Origin of the sequence: Xanthobacter variabilis (assembly GCF_043831965.2) — a bacterium.
Classification (GTDB): Bacteria; Pseudomonadota; Alphaproteobacteria; order Rhizobiales; family Xanthobacteraceae; genus Xanthobacter.
The window spans coordinates 918,543-940,628 of sequence record NZ_CM195533.1; the positions used below are offsets into that span (position 1 = coordinate 918,543).

Below are 22,086 nucleotides of genomic sequence, written 5' to 3' on the forward strand. Positions count from 1 at the left end.
GCTACTTCACGAACGGATTGGCGAACAGCACCAAGAGCGCGATGACCAGGCAGTAGATGGCCATGGTCTCGATCATGGCGAGGCCCACGAACAGCGTGCGCGAGAGGGTGCCGGCGGATTCGGGCTGGCGGGCGATGGCGTCCATGGCGGCCGCCACCGCGCGCCCTTCGCCCAGCGCCGGGCCGATGGCGCCGAACGACACGGCCATGGCGGCCGCAGCGATGGAGACCACTTGGATGAGATTGTCCATGGCGTCTAGCGCTCCTTCTCAAAGAGAGCCCCGGCGGGAAGCCGGCGCCGCAAGGGTTTCGCGAAAATGGCGGGAGGAAAGGCAGGGGAGGGCGGAGGGCTCACGACGCCTCCGTCTTCTGAGGCGGCGAGGGGGCTTGAGGGGCGGGGGCCTCGCCCTCGCTGACCGCCGCGCCGATGAAGACGGTGGCGAGCACCGCGAAGATATAGGCCTGCACCGCCCCGGTGAGCAGGTCGAGCGCCATCAGGGGAATGGGCACCAGCAGCCCCGCCAAAGACAAGATGATGCCGATGACGAACACCCCGCTCATGATATTGCCGAACAGGCGCACCACCAGGGAGAAGGTGCGCGTGATCTGCTCCACCACATTGAGCGGGATCATCACCCAGGTGGGCTCGGCGAAGGTCTTCAGATAACCCGCCAATCCCCGCGCCTTGATGCCGTAGCCGATGGTCGCCACGAACACGATGAGGGCGAGCGCCGCGTCGGTCTCCACATGGGCCGTGGGCGGCTCCAGGCCGGGGATGAGCGACACCCAGTTGGCCGTGAGCACGAACAGGAAGATGCCGCCGATGAGCGCCCGATAGGGCGCGGGGTCCACCTGCATGGTGTCGCGGATCTGACTGTCGATTGTGGACACCACCGCCTCCAGCAGCGCCTGTCCGCGCCCGGGCACCAGCTTGAGATGGCGTGTGGCGAGATAGGCGCCGCCGCCGAGGGCCAGAAGGATGCCCCAGGTGACCACCACCGGCTCGGTCACCGGCACGGGCCCCAGATGGAACAATGGCTCGATGGCGAGGGGCGATTGCATCAGGCCATCCTTCCCAGCCGCCGCACCACCAGGGTGCGGGCGATCAGCAGCCCCACCGCCCCCATCAGCAGCGGCAGCGCGCCGAACAGGGCCAAGGCCGCCAGCGCCACCAGCAGCAGCGCGAAGCGCACCACCTGGAGCAATATGGCGAGCAGTGCCCGTCCACCTTCCAGATAAAGACGCGTGTTCCACCACAGCGAGGCGAAATAGGCCCCGCCGGCGATGAGCCCCACGCCGAGACCGACCGCCGCGCCCGACACCGGGCCGAGCTCAGGCACAGCCGGCAGCAGGTTCGACACGAAGGCGGAAAGCGGCATGCTCATTGGTCCTTCCCCACGGCCCGGTGCATCCACCGCCAGGCCGACCACAGGCCGAACGCCGCCCCGAGCATGAGCAGCGCGGCGGCGAAAGTGATGCCGGAATGGAACACCCCATCGAGCCAGCGCCCCACCACCATGCCGATGAGGGTGGGCACCACGATGGTCCAGCCCAGAATGCCCATCTGCCCCAGGCGCGCACCGAGGGAAGGCTCGGGATTCTCCCGCCCCCGCCGCGCCCGGTCCGCCGCCTGGCGCGCCGCCGCGGCCAGCCGGTCTTCCGCGTGGCCTTGCGCTCCGTCTTGCGCGCCGCGCCCGTCTTCCGGGGCGTCCAGGGGTTCGAGCCCGACCATCACGACACCTCGTCCGTATTGGTGCCGTCGGCTTCCGCGCCCACGGCGCCAAAGGTGCCGGGCCGCTCGGGCCGCAGGAAGCGCATGAGCTGTCGCACCGCATTGGCATGAAGGCGCATCTGCTCCACGCGGGCCTTGCGCTCGGTGTCGGTCTCCGCCGCGCGCAGGCGCTCCACCTCGCTTTCCAGGGTGGCGAGGTCGTCGCCCAGGGTGCCCTGCCGGCAGGCCACCGCCACCTTGGCGCCGCCTTCCACCGTGAGCAGGCCGCCGCCCTGGGCGCAATAATGGGTCACATCGTCCGGCGTGCGCCAGCGCACCACCGAGGCGGGCAGGACGGTGAGGAAATCCGTGTGGCCGGGCAGGATGCCGAAGCTGCCGCTCTCATCCTCCGCCCGCACGGCGGCGACCTCCAGGCCCTGCACAAGGACCTTGGTGGGGGTGGTGACGGTGAGCGTCAACGTGCGGCTCACGCTGCGCCTCCCGCCGCACTGGAGGCGGGCTTGCGGGCGGCTTCCTCCTTGGCGCGGGCCTCCTCCAGGTCGCCCACCATGTAGAGCGAGCTTTCGCGCCAGTCGTCGCAATCGCCCGCCAGGATGGCCTTGCAGCCAGCCACCGTCGCCTTCACCGGGACCGAGCGGCCGGGCACCCCGGTGAAGGCTTCCGTCACCGCGAAAGGCTGGGTGAGGAAGCGCTGCAGCTTGCGCGCGCGCTCCACGATGCGGCGATCCTCCGCCCCCAATTCCTCCATGCCCAGCAGGGAGATGACATCCTGCAGCTCGCGATAGTGCTCGATGGTCCGGCGCACGTCGATGGCGACCTTGGCGTGCTCCTCGCCGACGATCAGCGGATCGAGCAGAATGGAGGACGAGGCGATGGGGTCCACCGCCGGATACATGCCCTCCGCCGCCATGGCGCGGGAGAGCACCACGGTGGAATCCACATGGGCGGCAATGGTGGTCACCGCCGGATCGGTGAAATCGTCCGCCGGCACATAGACCGCCTCGATGGCCGTGACGGCGGCGCCGCCCACGGAGGCGATGCGCTCTTCCAGCGCCGCCACTTCGCTCGCGAGCGTGGGCTGGTAGCCGACGCGCGAGGGCAGGCGGCCCAGCAGACCCGACACCTCCGCACCCGCCTGGACGAAGCGGAATACGTTGTCCATCAGCAGCAGCACGTTCTGGTGCTTCTCATCGCGGAAATATTCGGCGATGGTCAGCGCCGTCATGGGCACCCGCCAGCGGGCGCCGGGCGGCTCGTTCATCTGGCCATAGACCAGGACAGTGCGTTCCAGCACGCCGGAATTGGTCATGTCGAGCAGCATCTCATGCCCCTCGCGGGAACGCTCGCCGATGCCGGCGAACACCGAGATGCCCTGATAGCTCGCCACCATGGCGTGGATCAGCTCCATCACCAGCACGGTCTTGCCGACGCCGGCGCCGCCGAACATGGCCGCCTTGCCACCCTGGGCGAGGGGGGCCAGCAGGTCCAGCACCTTGATGCCGGTGGCGAAGATCTCGGTGGCGCCGCTCTGGTCGGCGAAGGCGGGCGGGGCGGCATGAATGGGCCGGCGCGGCCCATCGGCGGGCAAAGGCGCGCCCTTATCGCCCACATTGCCGGCCACATCCAGGAGACGGCCGAGCACGTGGTCTCCCACCGGCACCGAGAGCGGGCCGCCGACCCGCGCCACCACATCCCCGCGCTTGAGGCCCGAGGTGGGCTGGAGCGCGATGGCGCGCACGGTTTCGAGATCGAGGTGGCTCTGCACCTCTGCAAGCACCCGGCCGCGCTGGGGATCCTCCACCCACAGCGCATCCTCCACGGGTGGCAGCGTGCCGGCGGTGAAGCGGACATCGATCACCGCGCCACGCAGGGCGACGACGCGCCCGCTGCCTTCCGTCTGGCCTTCGGCGCCAGATGCCATTTCAGGTACCATGGTCCGGCCTTTATACATGTCGATTGGCACGGTCGGCGGCGAGAATGCCAGACCCGCCGCCCCCGCGCCACACCCCAGGCGCCGCCCGTCGCCATCCCGCGGCGGAAAGGCCGCGCGGTCTTTGGCTACCAAGGCGCGGCCGCGACCGAATGGCGCGGGGGCGGCGCGCAGCCATCCAAACCGGCGGGGGAGGGCGATCGAGGCGGCGATTGACAGCCCCATTCCACGGCCGCTTGATGGCATCGCGCCACGTTCGCGGCGCCGCTTCCCCACCTGTTCCGGAGCCTTCGCCCATGAGCGGCTCGTCCCCCGTTACCATCTGGCACAACCCGTCCTGCGGCACCTCGCGCAACACGCTGGCCTTGCTGCGCGAGGCAGGCATTGAGCCGACCATCGTGCAATATCTGAAAACGCCGCCCACCCGCGCGGAGCTGGCCGCGGCCATCACCGCGGCGGGCGTTTGCGTGCGCGACGTGGTGCGCCGCAAGGGCGCTCTCTACACCGAGCTGGGCCTCGACGACCCCTCCCTCTCGGACGATGCGCTGCTCGATGCCCTGATCGCCCATCCGGCCCTGATCGAGCGACCGTTCGTATTCACCGAAAAGGGCGTGCGCCTGTGCCGGCCCATGGAGCGCGTGCGGGAAATCCTGCCCTGAGCGCGGGGAAATTCCCCCGTCGCTTCAGCACTTTTTTCCGATTGCCTGTTTCATTGCCGGCCGAGCCCGTCGCAGCATCATGGGGAAGCGCATGTCCGACGCAACGTCCGGCGTAACGTCCGAGGCCACCTCGACCACCGCATCGGCCTCGGCGCCCGCCAGCGCCTCGAACAGCTCCTGGCTGGCGAACCTGCCGCTGCAATGGAAGTTCGGCGGGGTGGTCATCATCCTGCTGGTGTTCTTCCTGGTGGTGCTCGGCGCCAACAGCCTGACGCTGAAGGTGGCCAACGACCTGCAGGCCCAGTCCGACATGCTGGTGCGAGAGGTCACCCTTGCCAATACGGCGACGCGCGCGGTCAACCGGCGCCGGCTGGAAGTGGTGCACGCCGCGTTCAGCGCGCCGGCCACCCTCGCCAAGCGCCTGGAAGGCGCGGACGATGCCGTCTCCGACGCCATCGAGGCGCTCCAGCAGGCCACCGCCGACACCCCAGAAATGCGCGCGGCCGCCGATCGGGCGGGGCAGATCAACGAGCGCTGGTCGGAGAACTCCGCCGCGCCCCTCGTCGCCCTCACCGAGCGCGGCGACACCTCGGCGGATGCCGAGAATTTCGCCCTGCGGCGCTTCCTGGAGGCCGAGCAGGGCGCGAACGGCAGCTTCGTCCTGCTGCGCACCCTGGAGCAGATCGATTCCTTTGCCGCCGCGCGCCTGGAAGGGGCGCGCAACCAGCTCGAGCGTGTCGAGAACATGCTGAAGTTCATCGATGCCATCGCGCTCATCATGACGCTTGCGGCAGGCATCGGTGCCTTGTTCATCACCTCGCGCCTCATCAGCCGGCCGCTGCGGCAGCTCGCCTCCCACATGGAGCAGATCGCCAATCGCGATTTGAGCATCAAGATTCCATTCGCCGACCGGCGCGACGAGGTCGGCACCATCGCCCGCGCCCTGAAGGTGTTCAAGGCCATGGCGGTGGACACTCACGAGAGCGACTGGGTGAAGACCGGCGTCGCCGCGGTGTCCGAGAAGCTGCAGCAGGCGGAAGACCTTTCCACCTTCGCCAACGATCTCCTGGAGGAGCTGGCGCCGCGGCTCAATGCCGGGGTGGGGGTGTTCTACGCCTTCGACGACGCCAGCCGGACGCTGAACCTCACCGGCACCTATGCCTATGAGGCGCGGCGCCACCTGTCCACCAGCTACAAGCTGGGCGAGGGGCTGGTGGGCCAGTGCGCCCGTGAGCGCCGGCCGATCGTGCTCTCCCCGGTGCCCGGCGACTATGTCCGCATCCATTCCGGCACCGGCGAGGCCCCGCCGCTGGCGGTGGCGGCGGTGCCCGTCATCAACAAGGATCGGCTACTGGGCGTCATCGAGTTCGCGAGCTTCGAGCCCATCGCCGGCGCCCGCCAGCGCCTGCTGAAGGACACGGCGCCCGTCATCGCCCTGTCCCTCGACAACCTCTCGCGCGCCATCCGCACCCTGGAGCTGCTGGAGCAGACCCAGCGCCAGACCACCGAGCTGCGGGTGGCGGAGGAGGAGCTGCGCACCCAGCAGGAGGAGCTGCGCGCCACCAACGAGCAGCTTCAGCAGCAGTCGCAGAAGCTGGCCGCCTCCGAGGAAGAACTGCGGGTGCAGGCCGAGGAGCTCCAGCGCACCAATGACGGGCTGCGCCGCAATTCCGAGGAGCTGACCGAGCAGAAGGCGGCGCTGGAGACCCTCAACCAGGAGGCCGAGGCCCGGGCCGACGAGCTGGCCCGCGCCAACCAGTACAAGTCCCAGTTCCTGGCCAACATGTCCCACGAGCTGCGCACGCCGCTCAACAGCCTGCTCATCCTCGCCCACGATTTGTCCGAGAACCACAACAAGCACCTCGACGCCGACGAGGTGGAAGCCGCCGGCATCATCCATTCTTCCGGCACCAACCTGCTGCGCCTCATCAACGACATCCTCGACCTCTCGAAGGTGGAGGCGGGCAAGATGGACGTGGTGCACGAGCCGGTGAGCATCGGCGCCGTCGCCACCCGCATGGAGCGCAACTTCCGCCATGTGGCGCAGGAAAAGGGCCTCGACTTCACCGTCACCGTGCAGCCCGACGCGCCGGCCCATATCCTGACCGACGACGGCAAGCTGGAGCAGATCACCAACAACCTTCTGGCAAATGCCTTCAAGTTCACCAGCGAGGGCGGCGTCAGCGTCACCTTCGCCCCCGGCGCCGGGGACAAGCTGGTGGTGAGCGTGACCGACACCGGCATCGGCATTCCCGAGGACAAGAAGGAAAGCATCTTCCAGGCCTTCGAGCAGGTGGACGCGTCCACCCGCCGGCAGTTCGGCGGCACCGGCCTCGGCCTCGCCATCACCCAGCGGCTGGCCGGCCTGCTGGGCGGCGACGTGACGGTGGAAAGCCAGCTCGGCCAGGGCTCCACCTTCCGCGTCACCCTGCCCGTCGGCGAGGTGGACCACGCCGATGTGGCGGGCCCCGCCCCGGTCCCCGCCCCGGCCCGCCCGCCGGTGATGCCCGCGCCCCGGCCGCGGCCCGCCCTGGTGGTGGAGGATGATCGCGAAGCGCTGAAGGAGGGCGGCACCACCATCCTGGTGGTGGAGGACGACCCCGCCTTCGCCCGCACGCTGGTGAACCTGGTCCGACGCAAGGGCTATCAGGTGCTCGCCGCCATGGACGGCGAGAGCGGGCTGGACCTCGCCCGCCGCTACCGGCCCACCGGCATCCTGCTGGACGTGATGCTGCCCGGCATGGACGGCTGGACCGTCATCGAGCGGCTGAAGGCGGACGCTTCCACCCGCCACATTCCGGTGCACTTCGTCTCCGCCCTCGACGAGGCCAAGCGCGGGCGCGACCTCGGCGCGGTGGGCTTCCTTACCAAGCCGGTGAGCGCGGAAGACCTCAGCGGCGCCCTCGCCACCCTCACTCATTTCTCCCTCGACCAGCCGCGCTCGGTGCTGGTGGTGGACGACGATGCGGGCGCGCGCCTGGCCGTGCGCAAGCTCATCGGCGGCGAGCATGTGCAGATCCTGGAGGCCGGCAGCGGCGAGGAGGCGCTGGAACTCATCGGCCGCGAGAACGTGGATTGCGTGGTGCTGGATCTCGGCCTGCCCGGCATGTCCGGCTTCGAGCTTCTGGAGCGCATCGCCGCCAGCGGCCGGCAGGTGCCGGTGGTGGTCTATTCCGGCCGCGACCTCACCCCCGAGGAAAGCCTGAAGCTGCGCGCCTTCACCGACAGCATCGTCATCAAGGGCGCGCGCTCTCCCGAGCGGCTCATGGACGAGGTGAGCCTGTTCCTGCACTCGGTGCGGCAGGAGGCGAAGGCCCTCGGCGACGACCCGGACGGCGACCTGAAGGGCCGCCGGCTGCTGCTGGTCGACGACGACATGCGCAACATCTACGCCCTCGCCAAGGTGCTGCGCGGCAAGGGCATCGAGGTGACACTGGCCCAGGACGGCGCCAAGGCGGTCAGCCAGCTGGACACTCACCCGGATCTCGAGATCGTGCTCATGGACATCATGATGCCGGTGATGGACGGCTACGAGGCCATGGAGGAGATCCGCAAGCGGCCGCAATTCGCCAAGCTGCCCATCATCGCCCTCACCGCCAAGGCCATGAAGGATGACCGCGAGAAGTGCCTGGCCGCCGGCGCCAGCGACTATCTCTCCAAGCCCATCGACGTGCCGAAGCTGCTTTCCATGATCCGCGCCTGGCTGCCGCCCCGATGACCGACCCCAACGATCTTCTGGCCCTGGAAGAGCTGGAGCTCGACCTGTTCGTGACGGCGCTGGACCGGCGCTACGGCTACGACTTCTCGGGCTATAGCCGCGCCTCGCTCACGCGCCGCGTGCGCAATCTTCAGACGCAGTTCCGCGCGCCCACCATCAGCGCGCTCACGGACCTGCTGCTGCATCACCCCGATCGCGTCGCCGACGCCATCTCCAACCTGTCGGTGCCGGTATCGGAGTTCTTTCGCGATCCGCACGTATTCCGAGCCTTGAAGGAGAAGGTGTTTCCCATCCTCTCCTCATACCCGGCCATCAACATCTGGCAGGCGGGCTGCGCCCACGGGCAGGAGGTGTACTCGCTCGCCATCCTGCTCATGGAAGCCGGGCTGTATGAGCGCGCGCGCATCTACGCCACCGACATTTCGGCCGACGCCCTGGCACGGGCGCGGGAGGGCATCTTTCCCCTCCAGGACGCGCGCGATGCCTCCCGCCGCTACCTGGACAGCGGCGGCGCGCTCAGCTTCTCCGACTATTACCACGCGCGCTACGACTTCCTGAAACTGGACGAGCGGCTGATTTCCCACGTCACCTTCGCCGAGCACAATCTCGTCACCGACGCGGTGTTCTGCGAAGCGCACCTCATCTTGTGCCGCAACGTGCTCATCTATTTCTCCAACCCGCTGCAGGACCGGGTGCTGGGCATGTTCGCCGACAGCCTGGTGCGCGGCGGCTTCCTGTGCATCGGCACCCGCGAGAACCTGCAGTTCAGCGCCGCGCGCGAGAAGTTCCAGGTTCTCGACCTTGATGCCCAGCTCTACCGGCGCAAGAGCGGAGGCTGACGCTATGGGAGGAGCGGTCGTGATCGGCGCTTCCGCCGGGGGGCCCAGCGCCCTCCAGCGCCTGCTGGCGTGTCTCGATGGCGATCTTCCCGCGGCGGTGGTGGTGGTGAATCACGTGGGTCCGCAGGGGCCTGATCTGCTCCATGAGATGCTGGCGCAGCGCTCGCGGCTGCCGGTGCAACTGGCGCAGGAACGCACCCCCGTGAGCGCGGGACACGTGCATGTGGCACCCGCCGGCTATCACCTGCTGATCGAGCCCGATCGGCACTTTTCCCTTTCAGTGGACCCGAAAGTGTGCTTCTCCCGACCTTCGATCGACGTCCTGTTCGAAACGGCAGCGCGGGCGTACCAGAAAAGCCTTATTGGTGTCGTTTTCACCGGAGCTAGCAGCGACGGTGCGGAGGGTCTTGCGCAGATCCGTCAGTTGGGAGGCCTCGCCTTGGTACAAGCTCCGGAAGATGCCGAAGTGGCGACGATGCCGCGGGCGGCCCTGGAGCGCGCTGGCGCGGACCTGTGCGGCCCCATCGAGGAGCTCGCGGGGTTCATCAACAAGGCCTGCCGGTCATGAACGAGACATCCGGCGTCGAAGCCCGTCCCAAGATCCTGGTGGTGGATGATGTCGCCGCCAATCTCGCCGGCATGCGCCGCCTGCTGGCGGCTGTCGATGCGGACATCTACGAGGCGAAATCCGGCAACGAGGCGCTCGCTTTGTGCCTCGACCACCGCTTCGCTCTGATCCTGCTCGACGTGCAGATGCCGGACATGGACGGGTTCGAGGTGGCCTCCCTCCTCAACAACGATCCGGCCACGTGTGACATCCCCATCGTGTTCGTGACCGCCGCCTATCTCGACGACATCAACCGCCTGAAGGGCTACACCTTCGGCGCGGTGGACTACATCGCCAAGCCCATCAATGATGCCGTCCTGCTCTCCAAGGTCACGGTGTTCCTGGAACTGCACACCTCCAAGATGCGCCTGAAGGCCGCCATGGAGGAGCTGGAGAAGCGCAATCGCCAGCTCGAAGTGGAGATAGAGGAACGCCGGCGGGTGGAAAAGCAGGTGCGCCACATGGCCACCCACGATTCCCTCACCGGCCTCGGCAACCGCATCCTGTTCATGGAGCACCTCTCCCGCGCCTTCGCCCAGGCTGAGCAGGCCGGGCGCGCATTCGCGCTGCTGTACATCGACATTGACGGCTTCAAGCAGGTGAATGACCGCCACGGCCACGCCGCGGGGGACGAGCTGCTGTGCACCATTGCCCAGCGCCTGCGCACCAACCTGCGGCACGAGGATTTCGCCGTGCGGCTGTCGGGCGACGAGTTCGCCGTGATCATGGTGGACCTGCCGGACGAGCGCGTGGCTCTCGCCCAGGGCGAGCGGCTGTGCACGGCGCTGCGCGAGCCCTATGAGCTGAGCCAGGCCACTCCGCCCGCCTCCGTCACCGTCGGCGCCAGCATCGGCATCGCCCTCTATCCCCTGCATGCCAACAATGCCGCCGCCCTGATGCGGCGCGCGGATACGGCCATGTATGAGGTGAAGAAGAGCGGCAAGGGCAGCGTACGCCTCGCCGCGCCGGAACCGGCCGAGCCGCAGGGCCTGGCCGCCAATGCCTGAGGCCCGGCCGCCGCGCGCGGGCCAGCCGGCCGCCCCGAAGCGGCCCTCCAAGCCCCGCGCAATGCGATCTCCGTGGAAGCCGCGTCCATGACACAGCCCAGCGAGCGGACCAAGCCCGGCGAGGGCGCTGACCCCGCCGCCGTCCACGCCATCCAGGCGGACCTCATCGCCGTTCTGGTGGCGGTATCGTCGGGCGCGCCGCGGGTGATGACGCTGGATCGCGGGCGGGCCCTGCCTTCCGGCCCGTTCGAGCTCGGCCATCGCTCACTGCAATCGGGCCTGCGCGCGTGGGTGGAACAGCAGACCCACCATCCGCTCGGCTATGTGGAGCAGCTCTACACCTTCGCCGACAAGGATCGGGGCGGGGAGAGCGGGGCGCGCACCATTTCCATCAGCTATCTCGGCCTCACCCGCGAGCTTTCGGACGGGGAGGGCGGCTGGCGCAGCTGGTACGACTACTTCCCCTGGGAGGACCACCGCGCCGGGCTTCCGCCCGTTATCGGCCAGGTCATTGCTCCCGCCCTCGCGGACTGGAGCGGGGAGGCGCCGGGCGCGGCGGCCCGCGACGCCCGCCACCAGCGCGCCGCCACCGCCTTCGGGCTCGACGAGCAGCCCTGGAATGAGGAGCTGACCCTGCAGCGTTACGAGCTGCTGTACGAGGCCGGTCTGGTGCCCGAGGGTCGCAACGGCCGGGGCGTCGACCCCCAAGGGCTGGTCCAAGAGCTGGTACCCGGCAGCGCCATGATCGGTGATCATCGCCGGATCCTCGCCACTGGCATCGCCCGGCTGCGGGCCAAGATCAAATATCGCCCGGTGGTCTTCGAGCTGATGCCCGACACCTTCACTCTGCTGCAATTGCAACGTTGCGTTGAAGCACTTGCCGGACGCACCGTTCACAAGCAGAATTTTCGCCGGCTCATGGAGCAGCAGGAGCTGGTTGAGGAAACCGGCGAAATGACCTCCGAAAGCATTGGCCGGCCTGCGAAACTCTTCCGCTTCCGCCACGCCGTGCTGGCCGAGCGCGCCTTCGCGGGAACAAAACTCCCCCTCGCCCGCACTTGACAGGGCTTATGCTCAGGGTAAGCATATAGCCAATATATGCTCAAACTGAGTATAGCCATATGACCAATGTCACCCGTGTCGACATGCCCTCGGTGGGCACCGCGACCCAGCGCAACTCCCATCTCTACGAGCGGGTGAAGCGCATCATTCATCCCGCCGAATGGGAGCTGCTTTCGGATGATGTGGAGGCGATCCAGCATCTGAAGATCGAGCGCAACGCGGTCATCCTCGCCCACAATTACCAGACCCCCGAAATCTACCACTGCGTGGCGGATATCGTGGGCGACAGCCTCACCCTCGCCCGCGAGGCGGCCACCACGGACGCCGACGTGATCGTGCTGGCGGGCGTGTATTTCATGGCCGAGACGGCCAAGCTCCTCAATCCCGACAAGACGGTGCTGATCCCCGATCCCACCGCCGGCTGCTCGCTCGCCGAATCCATCACCCCGGAAGGCGTGCGGCAGATGCGCCGGGAGCATCCCGGCCTGCCGGTCATCGCCTATGTGAACACCTCGGCGGCGGTGAAGGCGGAAGTGGACATCTGCTGCACTTCGGGCAATGCCAGGAAGGTGGTCAATTCCTTCGGCGTGCCGAAGGTCATCATGCTGCCCGACCAGTATCTGGCGGCGAACGTGGCCAATGAGACCGGCATCGAAATCGTGTCCTGGCCCGGCCAATGTGAGGTGCACGAGCGCTTCACCGCCGCCGACGTGGCGGAGCTGCGGGAGGCCCATCCCGGCGTGACGGTGCTGGTGCATCCCGAATGCCCGCCGGAGGTGGTGAAGGTGGCGGATTTCGCCGGCTCCACCGCCGCCATGGCCGATTATGTGGGCGAGAAGCGGCCGAGCAGCGTCGTTCTGCTGACCGAATGCTCCATGAGCGACAATGTCTCCCTGCAATATCCCGATCTGGAGTTCGTGCGGCCCTGCAATCTGTGCCCGCACATGAAGAAGATCACCATCGCCAACATTCGCACCGCGCTGGAGGAGAACCTGCACGTGGTGGAAATCGACCCCGACGTGGCGGCCCGCGCCCGCCGCTCGGTGGAACGGATGCTGGAGCTGTGACCGCCGTCACCGGCTCCCTCGCCGGCCTCGATGACCGGCCCGTCATCATCGGCGGCGGGGTGGCAGGGCTCTCGGCGGCCCTATTCCTGGCGCCGCGCCCGGTGGTTCTCCTCACCCGCGCCCTGCTGGGCGACGACGGATCGAGCCCCCTGGCCCAGGGTGGCATGGCCGCCAGCATGGGCGAAGATGACGACGCCGAGTTGCATCTCGCCGATACCCTGGCCGCCGGCGACGGCCTGTGCGACGCCGACATGGCGCGCCGCATCCTCTCAGCCGCTCCTGCGGCCATCTCCGATCTGGCCGCCATCGGCACGCGCTTCGACCGCGACCGGGGCGGGCGCCTCGCCCTTGGCCTGGAGGCGGCCCACAGCCGCCGCCGCATCGTCCACGCCCACGGCGACGCCACCGGGCGGGAACTGGTGCGCGCCCTGGCCGCCGCCGTGCGCGCCTGTCCCTCCGTCACGGTGGTGGAGGGGGTGGAGGTCCGCCGGCTGGTGACGGCGGACGGGGCCATTGCCGGCGTGCTGGTGGCGGGCGGCCATGGCGGCGCCCTGCTGCGCACCCGCCAGGTGGTGCTGGCCACCGGGGGCGTGGGTGCCCTGTTCGAGCACACCACCAATCCCGATTCCTCCTTTGGCCTGGGCCTGGCGCTGGCCGCGCGGGCAGGGGCCGAGCTGGCGGACCTGGAATTCGTGCAGTTCCACCCCACCGCTTTGGCTGGCGGGGCGCGGCCGCTCTCCCTGGTCAGCGAAGCCGTGCGCGGGGAGGGGGCCCTTCTCGTCACCGCCGACGGCACCCGCTTCCTCGCCCATGTGCCCGGCGCCGAGCTGGCCCCGCGCGATGTGGTGGCGCGGGCGGTGTGGGCGGAGCTGATGGCGGGGCGCGAGGTGTTCCTGGATGCGCGCGCAGCCCTTGGCGCGGGCTTCGCCGCGCGGTTTCCGGCCATTGCCGGCCTCTGCGCCGCCGCCGGCGTGGATCCCGCGCGCCAGCCCATCCCCATCCGCCCGGCCGCGCACTACCACATGGGCGGTATCGCGGTGGATGCGGACGGGCGCAGCACCGTCGAAGGGCTGTGGGCCTGCGGCGAGGTGGCGTCCACCGGGCTCCACGGCGCCAACCGGCTTGCCAGCAACTCCCTGGTGGAAGGCGCGGTCTGCGGCCGCTGGGTGGCCGAGAGCATCGCCGGCGCCCCGCCGGCCCCGCCGGCCCGGCGCCTTCCCGCGGAAATGCCGCCGGCGCCAGATGCCGCCCCGGCGCGGGCCGTGGTGTCGCGCCATCTCGGCGTGCTGCGCGATGCCGAGGGACTGAAGGCCGCCATCGCCGCCCTGGCGCCCCTCGCCCGCGCGGCCGGGCCCGCCGCCGATCCCGCCCTTGCCGGCCTCATGATGGCGGTGTGCGCCCTCGGCCGCGAGGAAAGCCGGGGGGCGCACAGCCGCACTGATTTTCCCGCCACGACGGCGCGGGCGCTGCGCTCCCGCATCACGCTCGAACAGGCCCATGCGGCGGCTGAGACACTCACCGCGTCTCCCGCCGCCCGCGCCGGCCTTCATTGACGGACATTGCCATGGATATCGCCCCGCTTCCGCCTCTCCTCGTCGAGCCCATCGTCCGCGCCGCCCTGGTGGAGGATCTCGGCCGGGCCGGCGACCTCACCACCGATGCCGTGGTGCCCGCCGGCTACCACACGCGCATGGATCTGGTGGCCCGTCAGGCCGGCGTGGTGGCGGGGCTCGATTGCGCGCGTCTCGCCTTCGCTTTGATGGATGACGCCATTTCCTTCGAGCCGCAGCTGGCCGATGGGGCGCCGGTGGAGCCGGGCATGCTCATCGCCCGCGTGGCGGGCCCCGGGCGTGGCATTCTCACGGCCGAGCGCGTGGCCCTCAACCTCATGTGCCGCCTCTCCGGCATCGCCAGCGCCACCGCCACGCTGGTGGAGGCGGTGCGCGGGCACAAGGCGCACATCGTGTGCACCCGCAAGACCACGCCGGGCCTGCGCACGCTGGAGAAGTACGCGGTGCGGGCGGGCGGCGGCTCCAACCACCGCTTCGGGCTCGATGACGCGGTGCTGGTGAAGGACAATCACATTGCCATCGCCGGCTCGGTCACCGAGGCGGTGCGGCGCGTGAAGGCCCATGCGGGCCACATGGTGAAGATCGAGGTGGAGGTGGACACCCTCGACCAGCTCCACGAGCTGATGTCGCTCGGCGCCGATGCCGTCCTCCTCGACAACATGTCGCCTTTGACCCTGAAGGAAGCGGTGGAGCTGGTGGACGGGCGGATGATCACCGAGGCATCCGGCCGCGTTTCACGTGAAACGGCCCCCGCCATCGCCGCCGCCGGGGTGGACCTGATCTCCGTGGGCTGGCTTACCCACAGCGCCCCCATCCTCGACATCGGTCTCGACGCCGCGCAATAGGGCCCTTTCCAAAGCCCTCGCGGGGCTGGCCCCTCAGCTCTTCGCCAGCTCTCCGAGGGCCGTGCGCAGGGTGATGGGGTCCACCTCGCCCAGACGCGCCTCCACCTCGGCGTTCACCTGCCGCCACACCTCGCTCGCCTCCGCCAGCAGCTCCTGGCCGCTGGAGGTGAGCGCGATGCGGCGCACCCGACGGTCGCTCCCGTCCGCCACCACCGCCGCCAGCCCGCGCCGCACCAGCGGCTTCAGGTTCGACGTGATGGTCGTGCGGTCCATGCCCATGGCCTCCGCAAGACGTGTCACCGTGAAAGGCTCGGACCGGCTGAGCGTCGCGAGCAGCGAGAACTGCCAATTGGTGAGGCCGAGAGGACGGAACGCCTCGTCGAACGAGCGGCCCACGATGCGGCTCGCGCGCTGGACGGCAAGGCAAAGGCAGGTTTCCCCCACCGTATGCGCGAGATCGGCGGGTCGAACATCGGAAGAGGCAGCAGCGGGCATGGGCTCATGAGGCTCGGTGTCGCTTGAACCTGCAAGATTAAAGCGGCCCGCCGAACAAACGAAGCGAAACCGTTGCTGCGCTGCATCCAGACCCGGCCCGCGAAAGACGTTTAGAGCGCCTCCAATGTATTGCCAGGGCCGCTGTTTCGTAACTTTCCGGATTGTCCCGCAGGTGCGAAGCGCGCTTCATGCCTGAAAATGCGTCTGAATGGCCCATAGGGACCACAGGCAGTGCCGTGCGGGCAAAGCTCCGCGCGCACCGGCAAGGAGCAAGACAGTGACTTTTCCGTTCGCCGGCCCCAGCGGCGGCCATGGTCGCGGCGCCCGCGACGAACGCATCCAGCGGCCTCGCCCCCGCCTGTTCCTTGCGGCGGCCGCCGGCCTCGCTCTGTTGGCGACCCCGCCGCAAGGCGCGCACGCCGAGGATGGCCCGGACCTCGCGACACCGCAAAAGCTGGGCGAGGCGCTGTTCTTCGACACCAACCTGTCGAAGAACCGCACGCAGTCCTGCTCTTCCTGCCATTCGCCCGACCATGCCTTCATCGACCCGCGCCAGACCCCGGCGGTCGGCGGCGCCGTCTCCCTGGGCGATGACGGCACCTCCCTCGGCGATCGCAACGCGCCCACGGCCGCGTATGCCAGGTTCAGCCCGTCCTTCGGCAAATCCCCGAAGCCCGGCCTTTATCACGGTGGCCAGTTCCTCGACGGCCGCGCCGCCGATCTCGCCGAGCAGGCCGGCGGCCCGCCCCTCAATCCGCTGGAAATGGGCATGCCCGACAAAGCAAGCGTGGTGGCCCGGCTGAAGGAGAACCCTGCTTATGTGAGCGCGTTCGACACGCTCTACGGCAAGGGCGTGCTCGACAAACCGGAGCGGGGCTATGCGGCCATGACCAAAGCCATCGCGGCCTTCGAGGAAACCCCGCTTTTTGCTCCGTTCGACTCCAAATATGACCGCTATCTGCGCGGCGAGGTGAAGCTGACGGACCAGGAAGAACTGGGGCGGGTGCTGTTCTTCTCCAACCAGTTCACCAATTGCAGCCTGTGCCACCAGCTCAACGCGCAGGGCGGCCAGGCGGGCGAGACTTTCTCAAATTACGAGTTCCACAATATCGGCGTGCCGCGCAACGACGAGGCCCGCGCCGCCGCTGGCCTGAAGCCCGACAGCCGAGACCTGGGCCTGGCCCAGAATCCGCGCCTGAAGGGAAAGGACAAGAAAACACAGGCGGGCCGCTTCAAGGTGCCGACCCTGCGCAACGTGGCGGTGACCGGCCCCTACATGCACAATGGGGTGTTCAAGGACCTGCGCACGGTGATCCTCTTCTACAACACCTACAACACGCAGAATCCGGCCCGCCACATCAACCCGGAAACCGGCAAGCCCTTTGCTCCGCCTGAAGTTGCGCAGAACATCTCCATGAAGGAACTGGAGACGGGCCCGGCCCTGGACGACAAACGAATCGACGCTTTGGTGGCCTTCCTGAAGACCCTCACCGACAAGCGCTACGAAAACCTGCAGAACTGACGGGGGCGGCAAGCGGGGACGCACGGGGCAGGAACTCCGTGGCCACCGACGGCGTGCGTTCAGCGCACAGCCCGCGCGCATAGCCATGCGCACGGCGCAGCGTGGTGGGCATTGTCATCCAATTCATCCTAATCCAAATAAATTGGATGCAAACTAATGACTCGAGCCGCCGCCGTTTCGGCATTCAGCTGGTGGGCCTTGCGCGCCGCTGGCGCCGGGCGCTGGACCTGCGTCTGGCCGCCATCGGCCTCAGCGACGCCACCTGGGCACCTCTCGTGCATCTTTCAGAACGGGGCGATGGCCTCTGCCAGAAAGAACTGGCGCTGGCGGTGGGTATCGATGATTCGACCCTGGTCCGCCTCATCGACCTGCTGGCGGAACACGGCCTGGTGGAACGCCGTGTCAGCGCGCGAGACCGCCGGCTGAAGCTGCTGCACCTCACGCCCGCCGGCAGGGCCGCGGTGGCCGATATCCGCATCAAGCTGGCGCATATCGAAGATTGGCTGCTCGAGGATCTCACCGACGCTGAGATTGACGCGCTGATGTCCGCCTTCGCCCGCATCGAGGGGCGCATCCAGGCCTCCGCTTCCAGCACGGAAATCGAACCGTGATGTCCGCTCCAGGCTTCCTCACCCGGCTCGGGTTCGACGGGCCGCGGCTCGCCTTCACCTTCCGCACCGCAATCGCCTCCGCGCTGGCGCTGGCCGTGGCCGCGCTGCTACACATCGACAATCCCCAGTGGGCGGCCATGACGGTGTGGGTGGTGGCCCAGCCCACGCGTGGCCAGCTGCTGGAGAAGGGCGCCTTCCGCATCATCGGTACCCTCACGGGGGCGCTGGTGGGCGTGGGCCTCATCCTGGGCTGCGCCGACACGCCCACTTTGCTGGTGGTGGGGCTCGCCGCATGGATCGGCCTGTGCGCCGGGGCCGGCAACCTCATCGGCGGCTTCACGGGCTATGGCACCATTCTGGCCGGCTATTCCGCCGCCATGGTGGCGCTGGTGGACTTCAGCCACCCGGACCACATCTATGGCCTCGCGCTCGACCGCGTTCTGACCATCTGCGTGGGTGTGGCGGTGTCGTTCGCCGTGGGCTGGCTCTTCACGCCCGCCAGCGCCGAATCCGATCTGTTCGGCCGCGCCCGCCGGCTCACGGCACGGGTGCTGCGACATCTCGCGCAGGGCCTCGACACCGCCGACATGTCGCCCTTCTTCACCGAAGAACGGGCCATCATCTCGGAAATGGCCGCCATTGACGATGCGCTGGACCCCCACGCCGCCGGGTCTGCGCGCAGCCGCCGCGTCGTGCGCCACATCCGCACCCTGATGGCGGCCCTGCTCGGCGCGCTGGTTCTGGCGCGTGGCCGGGCCGGCACCTCCCCCACGCCCCTGCAGCGCGAGGAAGGGATCGCCGCCCTGCGCGCCGCCGCCGATGCCCTCGATGCCTCCACGCCCGATACGGTGCCCCTCGCGCACCTGCCGCCGCGCCTGGCTCGGGACCGCGACGACACCGGCCTCGCCCAAGTGGCGGAGACCCTGGCACGCGCCTACCAGACCCTTCAGGCCCCGCAGCTCCCCGCGCTGGAGGAAGACGCGGACGACTTGCCGCAGCTTCTGCTCCACCGCGACGTGGTGGGCGCCCGCGCCGCCACCCTGCGCGCGGCCGGCGCCGTGCTGGTGGTGGGCGCCCTGTGGCTGGCCACGGGTTGGACCTATGGCCCGTTCATGCTGATGGGCGCAGCCATCATGACCTCGCTATTCTCCACCTTCGACAATCCGGCTCTCACCATGCGCTTCGTGCTCGGCGGCTCGGTGGCGGGCGGGCTCGCGGCGCTGGCCGCGCGCTGGCTGGTGCTGCCCCACGCCGGCGATCTGGTGCAGGTGATCGCGCTCACCGTGCCCTTCATCCTCATCGGCGCCCTGGTGATGGCCCACCGCAGGACGATGCTCGCCGGCATGGACTACAACATGTCGTTGCTGCTGCTGCTCCAGCCCGCCTTCCCCCTCCACGGAACGGTGGTGGGCATGGCGCAGATGGTGTTCGCCATGCTGCTTGGACCGCTCATCGCAATGCTCGCCTTCCGCCTGGCTTTCCCCATGGATGCACGGCGGCGGCGCGCCATGCTGGTGGGCATGATGGTGAATGAGCTGAAGGCCATGGCCCGCGCGCCGCTGGACGCCGCGGCGGTGGCGCGCTGGCGGGCACGGCTCTACCACCGGCTGCTGCGGCTGGTGCGCTGGACAGAGAAATCCGGAGACCGGGATTTCGCCGCCGTGGATGGGGGCCTCGCCGCCCTCGCTTTGGGCACCGCCATCCGCACCCTGCATGCCGCATCGCGCGAACCGGATGTTCCCGATAGCCTCGCCCGGGCGCTGCACGCAGCGCTCGCCAGCTTCCGCCTGTTGCCGCAAGACCCTGGCCGCGTCGCCGATGCACTGGAGCGAGCCGCGAGCCGCCTCGCCCGCAACGGCCGTGACGGCGCCGATACGCTGCGCCGCGCGGATGCCGCCCTGCGCGCCAATGCCGGCTTCTTTCTCGATCCAAACGCCGCAGCTGCGCGCGCCCTTATGCGCAGGGCGCCAGCGTGAAACGGTTCCGAGAAAAACGGGCACGCGCCGCAGGGGAGCACGCAAAAACGAAAGCACAAACCGCTTCCCCGGCTCCGTGAAACACGGGAGCGGTCTCGCGCCTGCGCCGTGTCACATCTGCGTGCGGGCCCGGATCGCCGCCGAAAGCGTACCCTCGTCGAGATAGTCCAGCTCGCCGCCCACCGGCACGCCTTGCGCGAGGCGTGTCACGCGCACCGGAAGGTCTCGCAGAAGATCGGTGATGTAATGGGCGGTCGTCTGCCCATCCACCGTTGCGCCGAGTGCAAGAATGACCTCGGCGATCTTCTCATCATGGACGCGCGCCACCAGCTTCGCGAGATTGAGATCTTCCGGGCCGATGCCATCGAGCGGCGACAGCACGCCGCCCAGCACGTGATAGCGTGCGCTGAGCACCGCCGCGCGCTCCATCGCCCACAGATCCCCCACATCCGCCACCACCACCAGCACCCGACCGTCTCGCACCGGGTCCGTGCACACGGTGCAGGGGTCGCAAACATCGACATTGCCGCAGACCCGGCATTCCACGACCTTGTCGAGCACATCGCTCAGCGCGCGCTGAAGCGGCACCATCAGGCCTTCGCGCTTCTTGATGAGCTGCAGTACCGCGCGTCGGGCTGAACGGGGGCCAAGGCCGGGCAGCCGCGCCAGGAGCTGGATGAGACGTTCGATTTCCGGTCCGGCGACAGCGCGTGGCATGGCCTTCTTCATCTCCTGAGCAAGAGCTGAGGGCGCGTGTAAACCTTTGCGGCGCCCGCGCCAACCGACCCGCTGCGAAGCCCCCCGCCGCGAAGCCCCCCGGGCATCTATGGCAAGTCATCGGCTCCCGCCGACCCGCGCACCAGCCTGTGGTTATTCTACCCCTTAAGGCGTATCGCCATTTTCGCGCTCGGCACCGAGGGGTCCACCTTTTGGATATTCATCCCCCGGACGCGAACATTTACATCATTCCAGCGGAAAGCACGCGCCGCATCGCTGCGCATCCTGCTTTCACCTTGAATGCCGAATGATCACCAATCTTCGCGGACCTCACTCCGCTGCGATCCTGAGCCGGCAGAGCTCCTTTTCTTCGCTTTTCAGGCAACGGCATGTTGATGCCACGCAGCCGTTGAAGACGGCACCGCGCTGCCTTCGCTGAAGGCGTTATTCCCCGCACTCTACGAAAGTGCGCCACGCGAAATCTTCGCCGCACGGCCGCCCCGCAGCCGGCCAAGGCATCCACCCCGAATTCGCAGTGCAAGAATGAGCGGGTTCATCGCGCGCTACAGCCATCGGTTGTTGTCAGGACTTGTCGAGCCACCGGCATTCCGCATTTTGATAACGAATCATGACCATAACCGGCGCTCCTGAACGCCTTTCATCTCCCAGCGGCATCCCCTGGCTGTTTCATCTTCAAACCCGCATAGATGCTTGGTTTCGAAGTTTTTTGAAACACCCGATTGTAGCGAGATTACGCCCGGGTATAGAATATTTGCAAAGCTTCGACTTTACAGATATTTCTACAACATCAGTGCTGTCCAAACGGACAGCCGTAGCGTGCAAGCAGAAAGGGATGCCCCGTGAGCGACTCCTCCTCCAATCCGCAGTCGCCGAGCCACATCGACTTCACCGCCGACATCGTTGCCGCCTATGTGAGCAACAATAGCGTGGCCGCAGCAGATCTTCCGGCGCTCATCGAGTCCGTTCATCGCGCTCTGGGCCAGCTCGGCGCTCCCGTGGCCCCGCCGGTGGAAGAGCAGAAACCCGCTGTTCCGGTCAAGAAGTCCGTGACTCCGGAATACATCGTCTGCCTCGAGGACGGTAAGAAGTTCAAGTCGTTGAAGCGTCACCTGCGCACCAGCTACGGCATGACTCCCGACGCCTACCGCGAAAAGTGGGGTCTCCCGAAGGATTATCCCATGGTCGCCCCGGCCTATGCTGCCGCGCGCTCAGAGCTCGCAAAGAATATGGGCCTCGGCCAAAGCCGGAAGAAGGCCCCGGTGGCCCCTGCGAAGAAGCCCACCCGCCGGCGCGCCGCTACGGCCTGATCCTTCACTCACGGCGGCTATTTCTACGCTGGCGTGACGAAGATCTTTTTTGCCGACAATCCGGTGCGAGAGTGACAGCCCAACTGGGCACCTTCGCACCGGAGCTGCTGCCTCGTCGTTCACGACCGATGACGACAGACCCCGAAAGATATCCGCGCCATTGAGACGTGCGGCCAGCCGGCCGCAGTGCCGTTGCCAATTCCTCCGCATCCAAGAGGCGCGTTCTCCTGCCGACCTCGCAGGTTCGCTGTACAAGTCAGCGTGGATTTCCCGTCAAGCCAGCGGCATGACGATCCCAGGACTTGTGGCGGCTGTCGCCCCCACGCCAGCCAGGTTTCCGCTTCAAGAGCACGAACACTTCCGGCCGGAAATAGACCCGCGTCACGTGGAGGAACTCAAAC

At 68.1% G+C, this 22,086-nt stretch carries 21 protein-coding genes; 13 read left to right on the forward strand and 8 right to left on the reverse strand.

What is annotated here, in order from left to right; all coding sequences use genetic code 11:
- Position 1: 1 nt before the first annotated feature.
- The 6 genes from V5F26_RS03985 to atpD form a co-directional block, all read right to left on the reverse strand.
- A complete protein-coding gene (locus tag V5F26_RS03985) occupies positions 2-250 on the reverse strand; it encodes a F0F1 ATP synthase subunit C (protein ID WP_234052842.1) in 249 nt (82 codons plus the stop codon).
- 100 nt (positions 251-350) lie between these two features.
- The gene (locus tag V5F26_RS03990; protein ID WP_394947862.1) at positions 351-1,061 is read right to left on the reverse strand and encodes a F0F1 ATP synthase subunit A; all 711 of its coding nucleotides are present in this window, start codon (positions 1,059-1,061) and stop codon (positions 351-353) included.
- Positions 1,061-1,384: an N-ATPase subunit AtpR gene (locus V5F26_RS03995; protein WP_234052840.1), complete on the reverse strand. Its 324-nt coding sequence runs from the start codon at positions 1,382-1,384 to the stop codon at positions 1,061-1,063. Before V5F26_RS03995 ends, V5F26_RS03990 begins: the two co-directional genes overlap by 1 nt.
- Positions 1,381-1,731 carry an AtpZ/AtpI family protein gene (locus V5F26_RS04000; RefSeq protein ID WP_394058369.1) on the reverse strand — a complete coding sequence of 117 codons (351 nt, stop codon included), beginning with the start codon at positions 1,729-1,731 and terminating at the stop codon, positions 1,381-1,383. Before V5F26_RS04000 ends, V5F26_RS03995 begins: the two co-directional genes overlap by 4 nt.
- Entirely contained in the window at positions 1,731-2,201 is a 471-nt protein-coding gene (locus tag V5F26_RS04005; protein WP_394058368.1) for a F0F1 ATP synthase subunit epsilon, read from the reverse strand. Before V5F26_RS04005 ends, V5F26_RS04000 begins: the two co-directional genes overlap by 1 nt.
- Entirely contained in the window at positions 2,198-3,652 is a 1,455-nt protein-coding gene (atpD, locus tag V5F26_RS04010) for a F0F1 ATP synthase subunit beta (protein WP_394947861.1), read from the reverse strand. Before atpD ends, V5F26_RS04005 begins: the two co-directional genes overlap by 4 nt.
- A gap of 305 nt (positions 3,653-3,957) precedes the next feature.
- Here atpD and arsC point away from each other — a divergent pair, with 305 nt between their 5' ends.
- The 9 genes from arsC (at position 3,958) to nadC (ending at position 15,036) form a co-directional block, all read left to right on the forward strand.
- Positions 3,958-4,320: an arsenate reductase (glutaredoxin) gene (arsC, locus tag V5F26_RS04015; RefSeq protein WP_234052836.1), complete on the forward strand. Its 363-nt coding sequence runs from the start codon at positions 3,958-3,960 to the stop codon at positions 4,318-4,320.
- Between the two features lie 91 nt (positions 4,321-4,411).
- Complete coding sequence (locus V5F26_RS04020) at positions 4,412-8,038, forward strand: response regulator (protein ID WP_394947860.1); 3,627 nt, start codon at positions 4,412-4,414, stop codon at positions 8,036-8,038.
- Positions 8,035-8,877 (forward strand): CheR family methyltransferase, encoded by an 843-nt coding sequence (locus tag V5F26_RS04025; RefSeq protein WP_234052834.1) that lies wholly within the window; start codon positions 8,035-8,037, stop codon positions 8,875-8,877. The genes V5F26_RS04020 and V5F26_RS04025 overlap by 4 nt, the downstream gene beginning before the upstream one ends.
- Positions 8,878-8,896: 19 nt before the next feature.
- Entirely contained in the window at positions 8,897-9,445 is a 549-nt protein-coding gene (locus V5F26_RS04030) for a chemotaxis protein CheB (protein ID WP_394058361.1), read from the forward strand.
- The gene (locus V5F26_RS04035; RefSeq protein ID WP_394058359.1) at positions 9,442-10,491 is read left to right on the forward strand and encodes a two-component system response regulator; all 1,050 of its coding nucleotides are present in this window, start codon (positions 9,442-9,444) and stop codon (positions 10,489-10,491) included. The genes V5F26_RS04030 and V5F26_RS04035 overlap by 4 nt, the downstream gene beginning before the upstream one ends.
- A gap of 87 nt (positions 10,492-10,578) precedes the next feature.
- On the forward strand, positions 10,579-11,553 hold the full coding sequence (locus V5F26_RS04040) for an NUDIX hydrolase (RefSeq protein ID WP_394947859.1): 975 nt from the start codon (positions 10,579-10,581) through the stop codon (positions 11,551-11,553).
- 83 nt (positions 11,554-11,636) lie between these two features.
- Positions 11,637-12,620: a quinolinate synthase NadA gene (gene nadA, locus V5F26_RS04045; RefSeq protein WP_509210557.1), complete on the forward strand. Its 984-nt coding sequence runs from the start codon at positions 11,637-11,639 to the stop codon at positions 12,618-12,620.
- Entirely contained in the window at positions 12,617-14,173 is a 1,557-nt protein-coding gene (locus tag V5F26_RS04050; RefSeq protein ID WP_394947858.1) for an L-aspartate oxidase, read from the forward strand. The genes nadA and V5F26_RS04050 overlap by 4 nt, the downstream gene beginning before the upstream one ends.
- 11 nt (positions 14,174-14,184) lie before the next feature.
- On the forward strand, positions 14,185-15,036 hold the full coding sequence (gene nadC, locus V5F26_RS04055; RefSeq protein ID WP_394947857.1) for a carboxylating nicotinate-nucleotide diphosphorylase: 852 nt from the start codon (positions 14,185-14,187) through the stop codon (positions 15,034-15,036).
- A 33-nt stretch (positions 15,037-15,069) separates the two neighbouring features.
- On the opposite strand, the gene V5F26_RS04060 is transcribed toward nadC, so the two are convergent.
- Positions 15,070-15,531: a MarR family winged helix-turn-helix transcriptional regulator gene (locus V5F26_RS04060; protein WP_234052827.1), complete on the reverse strand. Its 462-nt coding sequence runs from the start codon at positions 15,529-15,531 to the stop codon at positions 15,070-15,072.
- 337 nt (positions 15,532-15,868) lie between these two features.
- Between V5F26_RS04060 and V5F26_RS04065 the strand changes: the two genes are divergently transcribed.
- The 3 genes from V5F26_RS04065 to V5F26_RS04075 all read left to right on the forward strand — a co-directional run bounded on the left by V5F26_RS04065 (position 15,869) and on the right by V5F26_RS04075 (position 19,640).
- The gene (locus V5F26_RS04065) at positions 15,869-17,053 is read left to right on the forward strand and encodes a cytochrome-c peroxidase (RefSeq protein WP_394947885.1); all 1,185 of its coding nucleotides are present in this window, start codon (positions 15,869-15,871) and stop codon (positions 17,051-17,053) included.
- 146 nt (positions 17,054-17,199) lie between these two features.
- Positions 17,200-17,664 (forward strand): MarR family winged helix-turn-helix transcriptional regulator, encoded by a 465-nt coding sequence (locus V5F26_RS04070; RefSeq protein WP_234052826.1) that lies wholly within the window; start codon positions 17,200-17,202, stop codon positions 17,662-17,664.
- A complete protein-coding gene (locus V5F26_RS04075; protein WP_394947884.1) occupies positions 17,664-19,640 on the forward strand; it encodes an FUSC family protein in 1,977 nt (658 codons plus the stop codon). The genes V5F26_RS04070 and V5F26_RS04075 overlap by 1 nt, the downstream gene beginning before the upstream one ends.
- Positions 19,641-19,751: 111 nt before the next feature.
- Here the strand turns inward: V5F26_RS04075 and recR are convergent, their stop codons facing one another.
- On the reverse strand, positions 19,752-20,357 hold the full coding sequence (recR, locus tag V5F26_RS04080; protein WP_234052825.1) for a recombination mediator RecR: 606 nt from the start codon (positions 20,355-20,357) through the stop codon (positions 19,752-19,754).
- Between the two features lie 860 nt (positions 20,358-21,217).
- Here recR and V5F26_RS04085 point away from each other — a divergent pair.
- Positions 21,218-21,685, forward strand: a complete 468-nt coding sequence (locus tag V5F26_RS04085) for a Ros/MucR family transcriptional regulator (protein WP_234052824.1) — start codon at positions 21,218-21,220, stop codon at positions 21,683-21,685.
- The last annotated feature ends 401 nt before the right edge of the window (positions 21,686-22,086 follow it).